We start from the raw sequence: 17,572 nt of genomic DNA, 5'->3' as shown, positions 1-17,572 counted from the left end.
GTTTGAGCGCACCGGGCGCGAAGCGCCCGGAACCGGGTCCGGGCGGAGCCCGCCACGCGGCGGAGCCGCACATCCGGCACAGCGGGAAGGGGCGGAGAGGGGACTGCTCCGCGCAGCGGCGCCCGCACCGCGGCCGGGGGACTGGGCACCGGGCGGCCCGAGGACCCGGCCCGCACCGCCGACCCGACGGAGTCTGCGGGGGTTTCGGGCTGAACACCCGTACGGCCGTAGCGTGTTCCCCGAAGACAGCGGCGGCGGAAGCGAAGGACGGTGCGGACGATGGCAGCGGAACGACTGGTGGTGGTCGGAGGCGACGCGGCAGGCATGTCGGCCGCCTCCCAGGCCCGACGGCTGAAGGGCCCGGCGGAACTGCAGATCACCGCCTTCGAGCGCGGGCACTTCACCTCGTACTCCGCCTGCGGGATCCCGTACTGGATCGGCGGCCAGGTCCCCGACCGGGACCGGCTGATCGCCCGTACCCCCGAGGAGCACCGGGCCCGCGGCATCGACCTGCGCACCCGCACGGAGGTCGTGGAGCTCGACCCGGCCGCCGCCCGGGTCCGGGTCCGCGACCTGGACTCGGGGGCCGAATCCTGGACCGGCTACGACAAGCTCGTCCTGGCCACGGGCGCCCGGCCGGTCCGGCCGCGGCTGCCCGGGATCGGCGCGCACGGGGTCCACGGCGTCCAGACCCTGGACGACGGGCAGCGCCTGATGGACACCCTGGAGCACACGCCGGGCCGCCGGGCGGTGGTCGTCGGCGCGGGCTACATCGGCGTGGAGATGGCCGAGGCGCTGGTGCACCGCGGGTACGAGGTCACCGTCCTGCACCGCGGCGAGCAGCCGATGGCCACCCTCGACCCGGACATGGGCCGCCTGGTGCACGGCGCGATGAACCGCATGGGCATCGCCACCGTGTCCCGCGCCGAGGTGGTGAAGATCCTGACCGACGAGGAGGGCCGGGCCCGCGCGGTGGCCACGGCGGCCGGGCAGGAGTACCCGGCGGACGTGGTGGTCCTCGGCATCGGCGTGGAGCCGCGCACCGTGCTCGCCCGGGAGGCGGGCCTGCCGCTCGGGGAGTCGGGCGGCCTGCTGACGGACCTGTCGATGCGGGTCCGCGGGCACGGCAACATCTGGGCCGGCGGCGACTGCGTGGAGGTCCTGGACCTGGTCGCCGGGCGCCACCGGCACATCCCGCTGGGCACCCACGCGAACAAGCACGGGCAGGTCATCGGCTCGGGCGTGGGCGGCGGCTACGCCACGTTCCCGGGGGTGGTGGGGACCGCGGTCAGCAAGGTGTGCGACCTCGAGATCGCCCGGACCGGTCTGCGGGAGAAGGACGCCCTGGAGGCGGGCCTGCGCTTCGTGACCGCCACCATCGGCTCCACCACCACGGCCGGCTACTACCCGACGGCGGCCGACATGACGGTCAAGATGCTGGCGGAGCGGCGCACCGGGCGGCTGCTCGGCGTGCAGATCGTCGGCGGGGCGGGATCGGCGAAGCGGGTGGACATCGCGGCCGTCGCCCTGACCGCGGGCATGACCGTGGAGCAGGTCGTCACCCTCGACCTCGGCTACGCGCCGCCGTTCTCCCCGGTCTGGGACCCGATCCTGGTCGCGGCCCGCAAGGCGGTGTCGGCCGTGCGCGCGGCCGGGGCGTGACGGCCGATATCCTGAAGATCGGACATCGGGGGCACCTCGGGGACTTTCCTCTCACGAAGGGCAAACACGATGAACCGGCACCGGCACCGGCGTCTGGCGTTCCTCGCCGCCCCGCTCCTCGTCTCCTCGGTTGCCCTCGCCCCGGCGTACGCGGCACCGGGCCGTCCGTCGGCGGCCGGCGCCCGTCCGGTTCCCTCCTGCGCCTTGGTACCGAACGACACCGGCGCGTCGGGCAAGAACAAGGGCTACGACCTTCACCTGAGCGGGTTCCCCGCGCAGCAGTCGGTACGGATCGAGGGGCCGAAGACGGCGCTCAAGACCGCGGTGGACGACCAGGGCGAGCTCGTCCGGCAGCGTGTCCGGTACGGCACGTACCAGGTCAGCTACCGCCAGGAGGACGCGCAGCAGAGCGTCCACTGCGAGACGCCGCCCCGCAAGAATCAGGACGGCGGCAAGCAGACCGTGAAGGTCACCAGGATCGGCATCAAGACCCTCACCAAGGACCAGACGGTCGACTGCAGCACACCGCAGAAGGCCGAGTTCGACGGCCTCATCGAGGTGACGGGCACCGGCAAGGTCAGCTGGTACTGGACGCTGTTGTCCAGCGCCGACCCGATACAGCAGCGGTCGCACACCTTCGAGCCCGGCAACACGGGGCACAGCGACCTCCTGGTGGTGCCGGCGGGAACGCCCACGACCGCCTCCAAGGCAGAGGTTCGCGTCACCCTCCACGTGCCCAAGTTCAACCTGGTCAAGGAGAGCGATCTGGTGACCTTCACCTGCAAGCAGCCGTGATCCGTCCTCCACGCCGCCCCGCCCGTGGGGCCGGGCCGCGCCCCGGTCCGCCGATGTTTCCCGCTTCAGAAGGTCGCCACCATGAAACGCCGTAGCCGACTCGTGCTCCTCGCGCCGCTCCTCGCCTCCTCGGTCGCCGCCGCTCCCGCCTTCGCCGCCGCCGCCGCGCAGCCCAGTGCCGGGGCGCCGGCAGCCTTGCCGGCCGCCGGCTCGTGTCTGCTGATCGCGCGCGGACCGGGCGTGACCACGTACGACCTTCAGCTGAACAATTTCCCGGCCGACCAGTCCGTCAGGATCGAAGGCCCGCGGACGAACCTGCGGGTCACCGTGGACAACCTCGGCGCGTTCAGCAAGCCGAAGGTCCCGTACGGCAGGTATTCGGTCACCTTCAAGGAGCCGGGCACGACCAGCTCCCAGCACGTGCGGTGCCAGACGCCTCCCCGGGAGAAGACGGGCAGCGGCAAGGGGAACGTGCAGGTCACCCTCGTCGAGGTCGAGGACAAGACCCCGGCGACCGCCGTCGACTGCGCCAAGGAGAACCAGGTGATCTTCGAGGGGAAGATCCACGGTACCGGCAAGGGCAAGGTCAACTACTACTGGACGCAGCAGTCCAGCCAGGATCCCGTTGAACCCGGCACGGTCGAGTTCAACGGCCAGACGGAGGTCGCCTCCATCCGCAGGGTGGTCGTAGTCCCCCCGAACGCGCTCCAGCGCACCATCGCCACCGACCTGCACGCGCAGAACATGACCTCGGCACGGATGGAGGTCAAGCTCACCTGCACCAACGCGAAGCCCTGACGGCCCGCCGGGGGCGGCCCCAGGGGGCGGCGCCCCGGCGGACGACGGGTCAGCGGGCGGTGCGGGTGTGGACGTGGTCCACCAGGCGGGTGAGGGCATCCGGGTCCGTGGTCGGCAGGACGCCGTGGCCCAGGTTGAAGACGTGGCCCTCCAGGCCGGCCGCGGCCGCGAGGACCTCGTCCGTCTTGGCCTCCACCGCCTCGGGGGTGGAGAACAGCACCGCCGGGTCCAGGTTCCCCTGGAGCGCCTTGCCGGGCCCGACGCGCCGGGCGGCCTCGTCCAGCGGGATCCGCCAGTCCACGCCGACGACGTCCGCACCGGCCTCGCCCATCAGGCCGAGCAGTTCGCCCGTGCCGACACCGAAGTGGATCCGCGGGACGCCGTAGGAGGCGACGGACTCGAAGACCTTCGCCGAGGCGGGCATCACCGAGCGGCGGTAGTCCGCCGGGGCGAGCGCGCCGACCCAGGAGTCGAACAGCTGGACCGCCGAGGCACCGGCCTCGATCTGGACCTTCAGGAAGGCGGAGGTGATCTCGGCCAGCCGGTCGAGGAGGTCCGCCCACAGCTGCGGGTCCCCGTACATGAGGGCCTTGGTGTGCTCGTGGTTGCGCGACGGCCCGCCCTCGACGAGGTAGCTCGCAAGGGTGAAAGGCGCACCGGCGAAGCCGATCAACGGCGTGGAGCCGAGTTCACCCGTGAGCATGCCGATGGCCTCGGTGACATACGCGACGTCCTCGGGGGTCAGGTCGCGCAGCTGTGCGAGGTCCTCGCGGCGCCGGATCGGCTGGGCGACGACCGGCCCGATGCCCGGCTTGATGTCGAGGTCGATGCCGATGGCCTTCAGCGGGACCACGATGTCGGAGAAGAAGATCGCGGCGTCCACCTTGTGGCGGCGCACCGGCTGGAGCGTGATCTCGGTGACCAGGTCGGGCCGCATGCACGACTCCAGCATCTGGGTCCCCTCGCGCACCTTGCGGTACTCGGGGAGCGAGCGCCCTGCCTGCCGCATGAACCACACCGGCGTGTGCGGTACCGGCTCGCGGCGGCACGCCTTCAGGAAGGCGGAATCGTACGTCTGACTCGGCTGGCCCGTGGGGCGGTCGTTGGCGCTCACGCGGCAAATCTTCGCACGTATGAAGAAGTGCCCGGCCCGGCGCGGGTGTCCCTGCGCCGCACAAGCCCTCGTTCCGCCTAGTCTTCCGGGCATGGCTGCGGCTCAGGGACGATTTTCAGATGGCGCCGACGGTATGGACAGCGGGAAGGAGAGCTCCGTCCCGCTCCCGTTCCGACGGGCGGTCGAGGGCTTGAAGAAGGCGCGCCTGCGACCGGGGATCGAGATCGATCCCGCCAGACCGCCCCAGCGGCTGGCCCCGTACGCGTACGCCCTGGAGGCTGCGGTCGTGGACGGCGAGGACGACCTCGCCGACGGCCGGCTGATCCTGCTGCACGACCCGGCGGGGCACGACGCCTGGCGCGGTACCTTCCGCCTGGTGACCCTCGTACGGGCGGAGCTGGAGCCGGAGATGGCCGCGGACCCGCTGCTGCCGGAGGTGTGCTGGTCCTGGCTGACCGGGGCGCTGGACGCGCGCGGGCTGTCGTACGCCGAGACGGGCGGCACCGTGACCATGGCGGCCTCCCACTACTTCGGCGGGCTCGCCGAGCGGCGGGCGGCGACGCAGATCGAGATCCGGGCCTCGTGGACGCCGCGCGAGGGCGTGGGCGGGGTGCCGGACACGCCGGGCCACCTGGCGGCCTGGTGCGAGCTGCTGTGCCAGATCGCGGGGCTGCCGCCGATCGGTCCGGGCGAGTCGGGCACGGGCGTGGTCTCCCTGCCACAGCGGCGCGGTCCACACCATCCGTAGCGGTGGCGCCGTACGGCGCAGCGCCCGCGGGTGCTGCGGCCGTACGGAGGCACCCGTCCGGGGGCCGTGGCCCCGTGCGGGCGACGGCGGCTGGAACGGCTGATCGAAAGCCTTCGGCGCGACGCCCGAAAGCGGCACAGATTGTGGGCATCTGATCACCCGATGATCGATCGTGCGTCCGAATTGCCCGAATTGTTACTCACCAAATCGTGATCATTCCCTAAAGCCGGGCGGGTGACGTGCCGAAGGAGTCAATGACCATCCGCACGGTTCGCACCGGCTTCCTTCCCCGAGCCGGCCGTCCCGCCACTCCCCCAGGAGGCCTAGGTGTCCGTTCTTCTCGAGCAGCCCGCAAGCCTGGTCGCCTACCGCCCGAACAAGCCGACGGCCATGGTCGTCGTGGCCGACCCGCGCGTCCGTTCCACCGTGACCCGCCATCTGTGGGCCCTCGGAGTCCGTGATGTGATCGAGGCGTCGTCCATCGCGGAGGCCCGCCCCCGCGTCGGCAGCCCGCGCGACATCTGCGTGGCCGACGTGCACCTGCCCGACGGCTCCGGTCTGACCCTGCTCTCCGAGACCCGCGCGGCGGGCTGGCCGAACGGCCTGGCCCTTTCCGCCGCCGACGACATCGGCGCCGTGCGCAACGCCCTCGCGGGCGGTGTGAAGGGCTACGTCGTCACCGGCACGCGGACCAACATCGGGCTCCCCACCCGCCCCGGCGCCGCCCCCATCGGCGCCGCCGCCGCGCGCATGCACCGCCGCCCCCCGGGTGCCCCGAGCCACCCGGGCGGCTACCGCGAGCTCTCCGGCCGCGAGGTCGAGGTCCTGCGCCTCGTCGCCGAGGGCCAGTCCAACAAGGCCATCGGCGTCTCGATGGGCCTGTCCGCCCTGACCGTGAAGTCCCACCTCGCCCGCATCGCCCGCAAGCTGGGCACCGGCGACCGCGCCGGAATGGTCGCCGTCGCCCTGCGGACCGGAATCATCCACTGACCCCTGCCGCCGCCTCTCCCCCGCCCCTGCACTCCCCACTGCCCTGACGACGGCACCACCGAAGAAGAAGACACCACCGAAGAAGACACCGCCGAAGCGACCACCGAAGGCAAGACGAAGGCAAGACGAAGGCAAGACCGAAGACACCGCCGAAGACAACGCCGAAGACAACGCCGGGGGCAACGCCGCAGGAACCCCGGGCGAACGGCGGGACCCCGCCAGCGCGCCCGTCGCCGGAACGTTCCGGCGACGGGCGCGTCCGATCCGCGGATACCCTTGAGCGGTGACCGACGCCCAAGAGACCGCAGCACACCTGCGCACCACCCCCGGGGGCGGCCCCCCGGACGACGACACTCCGTCCGATGGGCTGCCGATTCCGCTGCTCGAACCCCGCGAGGGCATCCCTCCGGTGGTCGCCGACGAGGAGGCCCTCGCCCGGGTGGTCGCGGCCTTCGCCGCGGGCACCGGGCCCGTGGCCGTCGACGCCGAGCGCGCCTCCGGATACCGCTACGGCCAGCGCGCCTACCTCGTGCAGCTGCGCCGCGAAGGCGCGGGATCCGCGCTGATCGACCCGGTCGGCTGCCCCGACCTGTCCGCACTGGGCGACGCCCTGTCCGGAACCGAGTGGATCCTGCACGCCGCCACGCAGGACCTGCCGTGCCTGCGCGAAATAGGCATGGTCCCCACCTCCCTCTTCGACACCGAGCTCGCCGGCCGCCTCGCCGGCTTCCCCCGGGTCGGACTGGGCGCGATGGTCGAGAGCGTGCTCGGCTACGCGCTGGAGAAGGGGCACTCCGCCGTCGACTGGTCCACCCGTCCGCTCCCCGAGCCGTGGCTGCGCTACGCCGCGCTCGACGTGGAGCTGCTGGTCGACCTGCGGGACGCGCTGGAGAAGGAGCTGGACCGGCAGGGCAAGCTGGAATGGGCCCGGCAGGAGTTCGCCGCCATCGCCGCCGCGCCGCCCGCTCCGCCGCGCAAGGACCCCTGGCGCCGCACGTCCGGCATGCACAAGGTGCGCCGCCGCCGGCAGATGGCCGTCGTACGGGAGCTGTGGGAGGTGCGCGACCGCATCGCCCAGCGCCGCGACGTCTCGCCCGGGAAGGTCCTGAGCGACGCCGCGATCGTCGAGGCCGCGCTCGCCCTGCCGGCGCACCTCCACGCACTGTCGGCCCTGCCCGGCTACGGGCAGCGGATGGGCCGGCGCCAGCTGGAGCAGTGGATGGCCGCCGTGGACCGGGCCAAGGCGCTGCCCGAGAACGAGCTGCCGCAGCCGGGCGCCGCCCCGGCCGGCCCGCCGCCGCCGCGCTCCTGGGCCGACAAGGACCCGGCCGCCGCGGCCCGGCTGTCGGCCGCGCGCACCGCAGTGTCGGCGCTGGCGGAGCGGCTGAGCCTGCCGCAGGAGAACCTGGTCACCCCCGACACGGTCCGCCGGCTGTGCTGGGAGCCGCCGCAGCGGCTGGAGCAGGACACGGTGGCCGAGGCCCTGGCGGGCTACGGCGCCCGCCCGTGGCAGATCGAACAGGTGACCCCGGCCCTGGTCACGGCCCTGGCCACGACCGCCTGACCGGCGCCGCCCGCCCGAGGGCGCACGACACGGAGCCCCCGGCCACCCGGGGGCTCTCGCGCGGGCCGGCCGCGCGAGTACGCGCCGCCCCGGCGCCCCGGCGTCCTACGGCACGGGCTGCGGCGTGACGTCGTCGTTGTCGTCCAGGTGGAAGCTGCCCTTGTCCTTCCCGAACACCTTGCCGTGCTTGAGCCACTGCTTCGACATGGTCTGCAGCGTCGTGCGCCGGCCCTCCCAGGGCATCTGGTGGCTGGCGCAGGACACCTTGAACATCAGCTTGTTCTCACCCGCGATGGCCTTGTAGAGCTCCGTGACGGACAGGGGCCCGGTGGTGACGGTCTTGTCCAGGTCCCCGTACACGATGAAGACGGGGACCGGGCCGCCGAGCGTGCCGTGCAGGGGCGCGGTCTTCTTGTTCCACCCCCACCAGAACGTCTGGCGCTGGCGATTGATCCCTTCCGCCCCGCCCCCCGGCAGCGGCTTGCCCCACGTGCGGCCCACGGGGTCGCTCGCCATGATCGCTTCCCAGACCGTGTCCACGATGCCCGGCGCCTTCTGGCTCGGGCAGTCGGAGCTGGTCTCGGCCTTCCAGGCCGCCTCCACCCCCGCCTTGTTGCCGAGGGCCATCGGGTACGGCGGGGTGTTCGTGGGCAGCGGGACCGGGGCGCCGAACTCGGTCCCGGGGGCGCTGTCGGTGCCGTTGGGCGGGAAGACGGGTGCCTGGAACATCAGGCTGCGGACGTTGTCCTTGTGCTGGATGGCGTAGGGGCCCAGCGCGAACGCGGCGGCGGAGTTGCCGATCAGGTCCACCTGCTTCACGCCGTGGAGGTCCTTGATGTACTCGACGACCGTGTGGACCTCGTCCCAGTCGCTCTGCGAGTTGCCCAGCTGGTGGGGGTACGTGGGGGGGCCGTCGGAGGGCAGCGGCAGATTGGGGTACGTGACGCGGTCGTGCTGGGCGGGGTTGCCGTTGTACGCGCTGTCCATCTCCGGCCGGGGCGAGAGCCCCATCCCCTGGAGGTCCATCATGAACACGTCGTAACCGGCGTGCGCCAGCACCCTGGACCAGCTGTAGTCGCCGAGACCGATGTCGTACACCGCGAGGACCGGAACGGTCCTGCCGTGCAGCATCAGGACGGCGCGGCGCTTCTCGGGCGGGGTGTGCTCCGGTGTGCCGTCGTACTCGCGGACGAAGAGCTTCACGAGGAGGTTGTAGTTGGCGGGGACGGTCGACTTGTGCTCGACGGCGTGGTCGGTGTGCTTGATGGGCGCCATGCGGGACTCCGATCGTTCGGGGGAGGCCGGGAGGGGGCGCCTCCGGGCGGAGCCAAGGATCGGCGCCGCCGGGACTCCCGGTCCGGAGCCGGGCCGGGCCGGCGGCCGAGGACGACCCCATCGGGGCGTCCGGCCGCTCCGATCGGGTGGGCGCGCGCAGGGGGCGCGCGGGGGTCTTGGCGCCGGGGGCGGGTGTGACGTTCACCGCGTATGGGGGGAGGGCTGTGCACATTGGTTACCCGCAAGTAGCATGACGGGGTGAGCGGGCGCTCAGTCAACGCGCGCCCGTCACGCGCAGCAGTGCCATCCCGCACCTGGAGGAGAGCCAACGTGCCTCGTACCGTCAGGGACGTCGTCTTCGTCGACGGCGTCCGCACCCCGTTCGGCAAGGCGGGCCCGAAGGGCATCTACCACGAGACCCGCGCCGACGACCTCGTCGTGAAGGCGATCCGGGAGCTGCTGCGCCGCAACCCGGACCTGGACCCCAAGAAGATCGACGAGGTGGCCATCGCCGCCACCACGCAGATCGGCGACCAGGGCCTCACGCTGGGCCGCACGGCCGGCATCCTCGCGGGCCTGCCGCAGTCGGTCCCGGGCTACTCCATCGACCGCATGTGCGCCGGCGCGCTGACCGCCGTGACCGCCGTCGCGGGCGGTGTGGCCTTCGGTGCGTACGACGTCGCCCTCGCCGGCGGTGTCGAGCACATGGGCCGCCACCCCATGGGCGAAGGCGTGGACCCGAACCCGCGCTTCGTCTCCGAGAAGCTGGTCGACGAGTCCGCCCTGTTCATGGGCATGACCGCCGAGAACCTGCACGACCGGTACCCGACGATCACCAAGCTCCGCGCCGACGAGTACGCCGTGCGCTCGCAGGAGAAGGCCGCCAAGGCGTACGCCGACGGCAAGATCCAGCAGGACCTGGTCCCGATCTCGGTGCGCAACACCAACGCGGAGGTCGGTGAGACGGGCTGGGGCCTGGTCACCTCCGACGAGCCGATGCGCCCGGGCACCACGCTGGAGAACCTGGCGAACCTGAAGACCCCGTTCCGTACGCACGGCCGGGTCACCGCGGGCAACGCCGCCGGTCTCAACGACGGCGCCACCGCCGCGATCATCGCCTCCGAGGACTTCGCCCGCGAGAACAACCTCCCGGTCAAGATGCGCCTCGTCTCCTACGCCTTCGCCGGCGTGGAGCCGGAGGTCATGGGCTACGGCCCGATCCCGGCCACCGAGAAGGCCCTCGCCCAGGCGGGCCTGTCCATCGAGGACATCGGCCTGTTCGAGATCAACGAGGCCTTCGCCGTCCAGGTCCTCGCGTTCCTGGAGCACTACGGCATCGCCGACGACGACGCCCGCGTCAACCAGTACGGCGGCGCCATCGCCTTCGGCCACCCGCTGGCCTCCTCCGGCGTCCGCCTGATGACGCAGCTGGCCCGCCAGTTCGAGGAGCAGCCGCACGTCCGCTACGGCCTGACCACCATGTGCGTGGGCTTCGGCATGGGCGCGACGGTCATCTGGGAGAACCCGAACTTCAACGCCGAGGGAGACTCCAAGTGAGCACCACCGCTGAGCTCCTGAAGGGCGCGGCCGAGCTGTTCCCGGACGAGGTCGTCACCCAGGCGCACGTGCGCCACCTGGACCTGCCGTTCGGCGCCGGGCGCTTCGCGCTCATCACGCTGGACAACGGCTTCGACCACACCAAGCCGACCACCTTCGGCCCGCAGTCCCTGGCCAACCTGAACGCGGCCATCGACCAGGTCGAGCAGGAGGCCATCGCCGGCTCCATCGTCGGCGCGGGCATCACCGGCAAGCCGTTCATCTTCGCGGTCGGCGCCGACCTCAAGGGCGTCGAGCTGCTGAAGAGCCACGACGAGGCGCTGGCCATCGGCAAGGGCGGCCACGACGTCTTCAAGCGCCTGTCGGCGCTGGCCGTCCCCACCTTCGCGTACTACAACGGCGCGGCGATGGGCGGCGGTGTCGAGGTCGGTCTGCACTGCACCTACCGCACCGTCTCCAAGGCCATCCCGGCCTTCTCGCTGCCCGAGGTCTTCCTCGGCCTGGTCCCCGGCTGGGGCGGCTGCGCCATCCTGCCGAACCTGATCGGCGCCGAGCGCGCGGTCTCGGTGATCATCGAGAACTCGCTCAACCAGAACAAGCAGCTGCGCGGCAAGCAGGTCTTCGAGCTCGGCATCGCCGACGCGATCTTCGAGGGCGCGGACTTCCTGGAGCAGTCGCTGCTGTGGACCGCGAAGGTCCTGGGGGGCGAGACCGAGGTCGTACGGGCCGAGGTCGACCGCGGCGAGGCCTGGGACGCGGCCGTCGCCAAGGGCCGCTTCATCGCGGACTCCAAGGTGCACGGCGCGGCCCCGGCCGCCTACCGGGCGCTGGAGATCATCGAGGCGGCCAAGGACGGCGACCTGCAGAAGGGCTTCGACGCCGAGGACAAGGCCCTGGCCGACCTCATCATGGGCGGCGAGCTGCGCTCGGGCATCTACGCCTTCAACCTGGTCCAGAAGCGCGGCAAGCGCCCGGCCGGCGCCCCGGACAAGAGCCTGGCGCGCCCGGTGACCAAGGTCGGCGTCGTCGGCGCGGGCCTGATGGCCTCGCAGCTGGCGCTGCTGTTCCTGCGCCGCCTGGAGGTGCCGGTGGTCCTCACCGACATCGACCAGGAGCGCGTCGACAAGGGTGTGGGCTACGTCCACGCCGAGATCGAGAAGCTGCTGGGCAAGGGCCGGATCAACCAGGACAAGGCCAACCGCCTCAAGGCGCTGGTGACCGGTGTCCTGGACAAGGCCGAGGGCTTCGCGGACGCGGACTTCATCATCGAGGCCGTGTTCGAGGAGATGTCCGTCAAGCAGAAGGTGTTCGCGGAGGTCGAGGCGGTCGCCCCGGCGCACGCGATCCTCGCCACCAACACCTCCTCGCTGTCGGTGTCGGAGATGGCCTCCAAGCTGCAGCACCCGGAGCGCGTGGTCGGCTTCCACTTCTTCAACCCGGTCGCGATCCTCCCGCTGCTGGAGATCGTCCGCGGTGAGAAGACCGACGACGCCTCGCTGGCCACGGCCTTCGGTGTCGCCAAGAAGCTGAAGAAGACCGCGGTCCTCACCAAGGACGCCCCGGCGTTCGTCGTGAACCGCATCCTGACCCGCTTCATGGGCGAGATCCAGAACGTCATCGACGAGGGCACCCCGGTCGTCACGGCGGAGAAGGCCATCGAGCCGCTCGGCCTGCCGATGTCCCCGCTGGTGCTGCTGGAGCTCGTGGGCCCCGCGATCGGCCTGCACGTCTCCGAGACCCTGAACGCCGCCTTCCCGGAGCGCTTCAAGGTCTCCCCGAACCTGAAGGCGGTCGTCGAGGCCGGCAAGCGCGGGTTCTACGTGTACGACTCCGGGAAGCCGGAGCTGGACCCCGAGGTCGCCGCGCTCCTGGTCCAGGGCGACTCCGTCCTGACCGAGGAGCAGGTCCGCGACCGCGTCCTGGACGCGGTGGCGCAGGAGATCGGCCTGATGCTGGAGGAGGGTGTCGTGGCCGAGGCCCAGGACATCGACCTCTGCCTCATCACGGGCGCCGGCTGGCCCTTCCACCTGGGCGGCATCACGCCGTACCTGGACCGCGAGGGCGTCTCGGAGCGCGTGAACGGCAAGAAGTTCCTCGCCCCGGGTCTGGCGAGCGTCCCGGCCTGACACCGGCCGCCGCCGCCACGGCCTGATGCCGTGTGAGCAAGCGGACGCCCGTCCCCGCCTGGCGGGGGCGGGCGTCCGCCGCATTGCGGGCCCCCGCATTACCGGGCCCGGCGCCGGGGCGGGCCGGGTGAGCTGGCAGAATACGATCCATGGCGGATGGCAAGAGACCCCTCAGCCGCCGGACCCTGCTCTTCGCGGGCGGCGCGGTGGCCGCCGGGCTCGGTACGAGCGGCCTGGCATGGGCGCTGCGGCCCGGCCCGGGCGAGCAGGGCGACCCCCAGCCCCTGGCCGGCGAGTTCGACATGCGCACCGGTGCGCAGTTGCTGGCGCCGACGCCCCTGTTCAACACGACCGGCCCGCAGTCGTTCGCGTTCGACGACACCAACGGGCAGGTCTACGCGCTGCAGACGGTGCAGAGCGGTCTGCAGCTCGACGGCGAGGACGAGGCGCGCGACTCCGGCGAGCGCAAGTCCGCCGGCGATATGTGCCTGACCCGGCTGAGCAGTTCCGGGAAAACCCTCGGGCACATGTATCTGCGCGGCTTCGGCCATGGAATTTCCTTCGGTGTGGAGCCGACGGGATCGCGTACGTACATATGGCTGGAGGGCCGGGCCGATCCGGAGAGCGGCTACGGGCGCACGGTGGTGCGCGTGCCGTTCAAGGACGGCGAGGTCCTCGACAGTTCCCACGAATCGGTCCGGCATTTCGACCCGGTGCCCGGTTCCGTCGACGTGTGTCCCGCGCTCGACCTCGAGGACGAGCGGGTGCTGGTGAGCCACGAGGAGGAGGGCGTGCACCGGTTCTCGGTGTACGGGATGGCCGACTTCCTCGACGGGCGCTTCGACGCGGCGCAGACGATCCGGGCCGGTGTGCAGGTCAAGGAAGAGGAGTGGTTCCAGGGCTGCGCGCTGTACGGCGACTACGTGTACGTGCTGACGGGCAACCCTTACAGCGGGAAGAACGGCAAGAATCCGCGAAAGTCGGGCGGCAATACCTATATCTCCGCAATCGACGTGCGGACCGGCAAGGCGCAGGGGCGCCACCACGTGACGGTGGCCCCGGATCTGGCGTTTCGGGAGCCGGAGGGAATCGCGATCAGCCGCGTCGGGGGGCAACCCGCTTTGTGCATCGGATTTTCCGTGAAGGAGAAGGACCGGCGCGACCTGGCGCTGTATCGGTTCACGCCCTGAGACCCGCTCCGCCGGCCGGGGGGATCGTCGTCACATATTCGCGCAACAAGGCCCGTAATCATTGGCCTGTGGTTCATGGCACGTTCTAGGGCCGTCCATCAGGCTGCTTATACTACTGCGACACTTCACGCGACTCTTATACCTCCACAGGGGAGGCACCGCACCATGGGCTCCAAGCGGCTTCGCGCCGCGCTCGGCGTCGGAATCACCGCTGCGCTCATCCTCAGCTTCCTCGGGATGCTCGTGGCCGTCGCGTTCGTCTCGCTCCCCCTCTTCGCCGGCTGCGCGGCCCTCAGCTACGTCGCCGACCTGATGCTCCACAACACCGAGTCGCCGACCCTGGAGAAGCTGCGCGACTCACGTTTCGGCCTGACGATGCGCTTCCTGATCCGGCAGTTCCTGCTGCTGGGCCTGTGCGGGGCCGTGGCCGACATCGAGTCGTTCGTGGCGCAGATGACCACCATCGGCCTGCTGCTGCTGTTCATCCTCCAGCTCGCCTACGGGGCCCTGCTCAAGCACGTCCGCAAGATGCGCAACGAGCTGCCCTTCACCACCCGCGGACTGGACCTGGAGGCGCTCGGCATCCGCCGCATGCCCCACCCGTTCCTGATGAACAAGCACGTCAGGAAGACGCTGCACCTGGACATCCCGCTCGTGGCGGGAGCGCTCGCCACCATCGCCACGGACGACTGGCGCTGGGTCACGTACGGCATGATCACCACCGTCTTCCTCGCCTACTTCTTCCTGCTGGTGCTGGTGCCCGACGCGCGTAACGCGCTCAAGCTGCCCACCACCGACGAGGCCATCGACGAGCTCAACCACCAGCTGGCCGAATACCGCCCCCAGGTCGCGCTGTACTTCACCTTCGCCGCCATCTCCAAAGACTTCATGTACCAGGTGAACATGTGGCTGGAGGCCCTGGAGGCACTGGACCTGCGGCCCATCATCGTGCTGCGCGAGCGGGCCACCCTGCGCTACCTGGACGCGACCTCCGTCCCCGTCATCTGCATTCCCAAAGCGGACAATCTCGCGCGAATAGAGATGAACGAGCTCCGCGTCGCCCTCTATCCGGGCAATGCGGGTAAAAACGTGCACATGCTCCAGCGCGCCGAGGTCAAGCACGTCTTCATCGGCCACGGCGACAGCGACAAGCTCGCCAGCAGCAACCGCGTCAGCAAGGTCTTCGACGAGATCTGGGTCGCCGGCCGGGCCGGCCGCGACCGCTACGAGCGCATCAAGCACGCCGTCTCCCCGCACCAGATCGTCGAGGTCGGACGCCCCCAGCTGATGCCCCTGCACAGCTGGACCGGCCGGGTCTCCGGGCCCATCCCCACCGTCATCTACGCCCCCACCTGGGAGGGCTGGACCGACGACGCCTGCTACACCTCCGTCATCCCGGCCGGCGAGAAGCTCATCAAGGCCCTCCTCGACTACGACCGCGAGATCCGGATCATCTACAAGCCGCACCCGCTGACCGGCTCGCGCTCCCCCGTCGCCGCCGCAGCCCACCGGCGCGTCATCGCCCTCCTGGAGGAGGACAACGCCCGCCGCTTCGGGCGCAACCTCACCGACTCCAAGGCCGCGGCCAAGAAGCTCGCCCGGATCGACCAGCGCATCGCCGACCTCTCCGAGCGCGGCGTGCGGTCGAAGTACCCCGACCTCACCGAGGAGGAGCGCACCGCGCGCATCCGGCGCAGCCGCAACCAGGCCGGGGCCCTGTACTGGAGCGCCATGCCCGACGCCGCGCACCACGTGGTCACCGAGCGCATCCCGGCCCTGTACGACTGCTTCAACCAGTCCGACCTGCTCATCGGCGACATGTCGAGCGTGGTCTCCGACTTCGTCGCGACCCTGAAGCCGTACGCGATCTTCAACCTGGAGGGCCTGCCCGACCAGGAGTTCCGCAACGAGCAGCGCACCGCGTACGCCTCGTACCTGCTGGACGCCGACTGCAACGGCCTGGCCGAGGCCATCGAGGCCACGCTCAACCCCTCCCAGGACGTCATGGCCCCCTACCGCGAGCAGCTCAAGGAGTACCTCCTCGGCGGCGAGTACCCGCCCTCGATCGTCCGCTTCAACGCGGCCGCCAACGACCTCTACCGGCGCGGACTGCGCGACTTCCCCATCGAATACCCGGAGCCGGCTCCCTTCCCCGTCTAGCCGCCGCGCCCCGGATCCCCCCGTCCCACCGCGTCGCCGGCGTCCCCACCGCAGTGCCGCATCCCCCCGCTCAGGAAGAAGGAGACCGTGTCCCCGAGACCAGTCCCCCACCGCACCATCGCCGTCGTCCTCGCCGGCGGCACCGGCCAGCGCATCGGGCTCGAGATACCCAAGCAGCTGCTCAAGATCGCCGGGAAGCCGATCCTGGAGCACACCCTGCACGTCTTCGAGAACGCGCCGGACGTCGACGAGGTGCTCCTCCTGATGACGCCCGCCTACGTGGAGGACGCCCGCCGCATCGTCGAGCGGGCCCGCCTCGGCAAGGTCACCGCGGTCCTGGCCGGCGGCTCGACCCGCAGCGAGACCACCCGCATCGCCATCCGCGCCGCCGCCGAGCGGCTCGCCGAGGGCGAGGACTGCAACCTCCTCTTCCACGACGCCGTGCGCCCGCTGCTCTCGCAGCGCGTGGTGCGCGAGTGCGTCGAGTCCCTGGAGCGCTACCAGGCCGTCGACGTCGCCATCCCCTCCTCCGACACGGTCATCGTGACCCGGACCCACGGCGACGACGGCGAGTTCATCACCGAGGTGCCCGACCGCTCCCGGCTGCGCCGCGGCCAGACCCCGCAGGGCTTCCGCCTGTCCACCATCCGCGCCGCGTACGAGCGGGCGGCCGCCGACCCGTTCTTCCAGGCCACCGACGACTGCTCCGTGGTCGTGAAGTACCTGCCGGACGTCCCGGTCCACGTGGTCACCGGCGACGACTACAACATGAAGGTCACTCAGCCCGTCGACGTGTTCATCGCCGACAAGCTGTTCCAGCTCGCCTCCCACGCCGCGCCCGCCCAGGCCGGCGAGGCCGCCTACCGCGAGCAGCTGGCCGGCAAGACGATGGTGGTCTTCGGCGGCTCGTACGGCATCGGCGCCGACATCTGCCGCATCGCCGAGGGCTTCGGGGCCCGCGTCTATGCCCTGGGCCGCTCCACCACCGGCACGCACGTGGAGAACCCGGCCCACGTCGAGGAGGCCCTGGCCAAGGCCTACGGCGAGACCGGCCGCATCGACTACGTCGTCAACACCGCGGGCGTGCTGCGCGTCGGCCGCCTCGACGAGGCCGACAACGACACCGTCCGCGAGGCGCTGGAGGTCAACTACCTCGCGCCCGTGAACATCGCCCGGACCGCGTACAAGTACCTCAGCGAGACCGGGGGCCAGCTGCTGCTGTTCACCTCCAGCAGCTACACCCGCGGCCGCGCCGAGTACAGCCTGTACTCCTCCACCAAGGCCGCCATGGTCAACCTGACCCAGGCGCTGGCCGACGAGTGGGCCGAGGACGGCATCCGCGTCAACTGCGTGAACCCCGAGCGCACGGCCACCCCCATGCGCACCAAGGCCTTCGGCCAGGAGCCCGCGGGCTCGCTGCTGACCTCCGAGTCGGTGGCGCTGACCTCCTTGGACGTGCTGCTCTCCGAGATGACCGGCCACGTGATCGACGTACGCAGGCAGGACCCGACCTCGACCCCGGCGCAGCGCTCCGGTTTCGAGGAGGCGCTCGCGAACGTGCTGATCCAGACCACGGAGGACCAGGGGGTCTAG

General features: G+C 71.2%; 13 protein-coding genes. 11 read left to right on the top strand and 2 right to left on the bottom strand.

Translation table 11 applies throughout. The features are described 5' to 3' along the window. Positions 1-279 precede the first annotated feature (279 nt). From AB0F11_RS20690 to AB0F11_RS20680, 3 genes are all read left to right on the top strand, one after another. Positions 280-1,662 (top strand): FAD-dependent oxidoreductase, encoded by a 1,383-nt coding sequence (locus AB0F11_RS20690; RefSeq protein ID WP_362175606.1) that lies wholly within the window; start codon positions 280-282, stop codon positions 1,660-1,662. A 69-nt stretch (positions 1,663-1,731) separates the two neighbouring features. Further along, entirely contained in the window at positions 1,732-2,457 is a 726-nt protein-coding gene (locus AB0F11_RS20685) for a hypothetical protein (RefSeq protein ID WP_362175603.1), read from the top strand. Between the two features lie 81 nt (positions 2,458-2,538). Further along, positions 2,539-3,255 carry an IPT/TIG domain-containing protein gene (locus tag AB0F11_RS20680; RefSeq protein ID WP_362175600.1) on the top strand — a complete coding sequence of 239 codons (717 nt, stop codon included), beginning with the start codon at positions 2,539-2,541 and terminating at the stop codon, positions 3,253-3,255. 49 nt (positions 3,256-3,304) lie between these two features. Here AB0F11_RS20680 and hemE read toward each other — a convergent pair whose 3' ends face one another. Further along, complete coding sequence (gene hemE, locus AB0F11_RS20675) at positions 3,305-4,369, bottom strand: uroporphyrinogen decarboxylase (protein WP_362175597.1); 1,065 nt, start codon at positions 4,367-4,369, stop codon at positions 3,305-3,307. Positions 4,370-4,460: 91 nt separating this feature from the next. Here hemE and AB0F11_RS20670 point away from each other — a divergent pair, with 91 nt between their 5' ends. The 3 genes from AB0F11_RS20670 (at position 4,461) to AB0F11_RS20660 (ending at position 7,671) form a co-directional block, all read left to right on the top strand. Beyond that, positions 4,461-5,117, top strand: coding sequence for a DUF3000 domain-containing protein (locus AB0F11_RS20670; protein WP_361902451.1), 657 nt, complete (start codon positions 4,461-4,463; stop codon positions 5,115-5,117). Between the two features lie 327 nt (positions 5,118-5,444). Next, on the top strand, positions 5,445-6,107 hold the full coding sequence (locus AB0F11_RS20665; RefSeq protein ID WP_007267191.1) for a response regulator transcription factor: 663 nt from the start codon (positions 5,445-5,447) through the stop codon (positions 6,105-6,107). Positions 6,108-6,390: 283 nt separating this feature from the next. Then, entirely contained in the window at positions 6,391-7,671 is a 1,281-nt protein-coding gene (locus AB0F11_RS20660; RefSeq protein WP_362175594.1) for a ribonuclease D, read from the top strand. Between the two features lie 105 nt (positions 7,672-7,776). Here the strand turns inward: AB0F11_RS20660 and AB0F11_RS20655 are convergent, their stop codons facing one another. Continuing rightward, positions 7,777-8,946, bottom strand: coding sequence for an alpha/beta fold hydrolase (locus AB0F11_RS20655; RefSeq protein WP_362175591.1), 1,170 nt, complete (start codon positions 8,944-8,946; stop codon positions 7,777-7,779). Positions 8,947-9,276: 330 nt separating this feature from the next. On the opposite strand from AB0F11_RS20655, the gene AB0F11_RS20650 reads away from it, so the two are divergent. The 5 genes from AB0F11_RS20650 (at position 9,277) to AB0F11_RS20630 (ending at position 17,572) form a co-directional block, all read left to right on the top strand. Continuing rightward, complete coding sequence (locus AB0F11_RS20650; RefSeq protein ID WP_361902460.1) at positions 9,277-10,503, top strand: acetyl-CoA C-acyltransferase; 1,227 nt, start codon at positions 9,277-9,279, stop codon at positions 10,501-10,503. Beyond that, the gene (locus AB0F11_RS20645; protein ID WP_362175587.1) at positions 10,500-12,629 is read left to right on the top strand and encodes a 3-hydroxyacyl-CoA dehydrogenase NAD-binding domain-containing protein; all 2,130 of its coding nucleotides are present in this window, start codon (positions 10,500-10,502) and stop codon (positions 12,627-12,629) included. Before AB0F11_RS20650 ends, AB0F11_RS20645 begins: the two co-directional genes overlap by 4 nt. A 206-nt stretch (positions 12,630-12,835) precedes the next feature. Continuing rightward, entirely contained in the window at positions 12,836-13,819 is a 984-nt protein-coding gene (locus tag AB0F11_RS20640) for a signaling protein (RefSeq protein ID WP_362175584.1), read from the top strand. A gap of 165 nt (positions 13,820-13,984) precedes the next feature. Then, positions 13,985-15,979, top strand: a complete 1,995-nt coding sequence (locus AB0F11_RS20635; RefSeq protein WP_362175581.1) for a hypothetical protein — start codon at positions 13,985-13,987, stop codon at positions 15,977-15,979. An 87-nt stretch (positions 15,980-16,066) separates the two neighbouring features. After that, entirely contained in the window at positions 16,067-17,572 is a 1,506-nt protein-coding gene (locus tag AB0F11_RS20630) for a bifunctional cytidylyltransferase/SDR family oxidoreductase (RefSeq protein WP_362175578.1), read from the top strand.

Origin of the sequence: Streptomyces sp. NPDC032472 (assembly GCF_040636955.1) — a bacterium.
Lineage (GTDB): Bacteria > Actinomycetota > Actinomycetes > Streptomycetales > Streptomycetaceae > Streptomyces.
The sequence above is the reverse complement of the archived record's forward strand: the minus strand, read 5'-3'. Positions and strand labels throughout refer to the sequence as shown.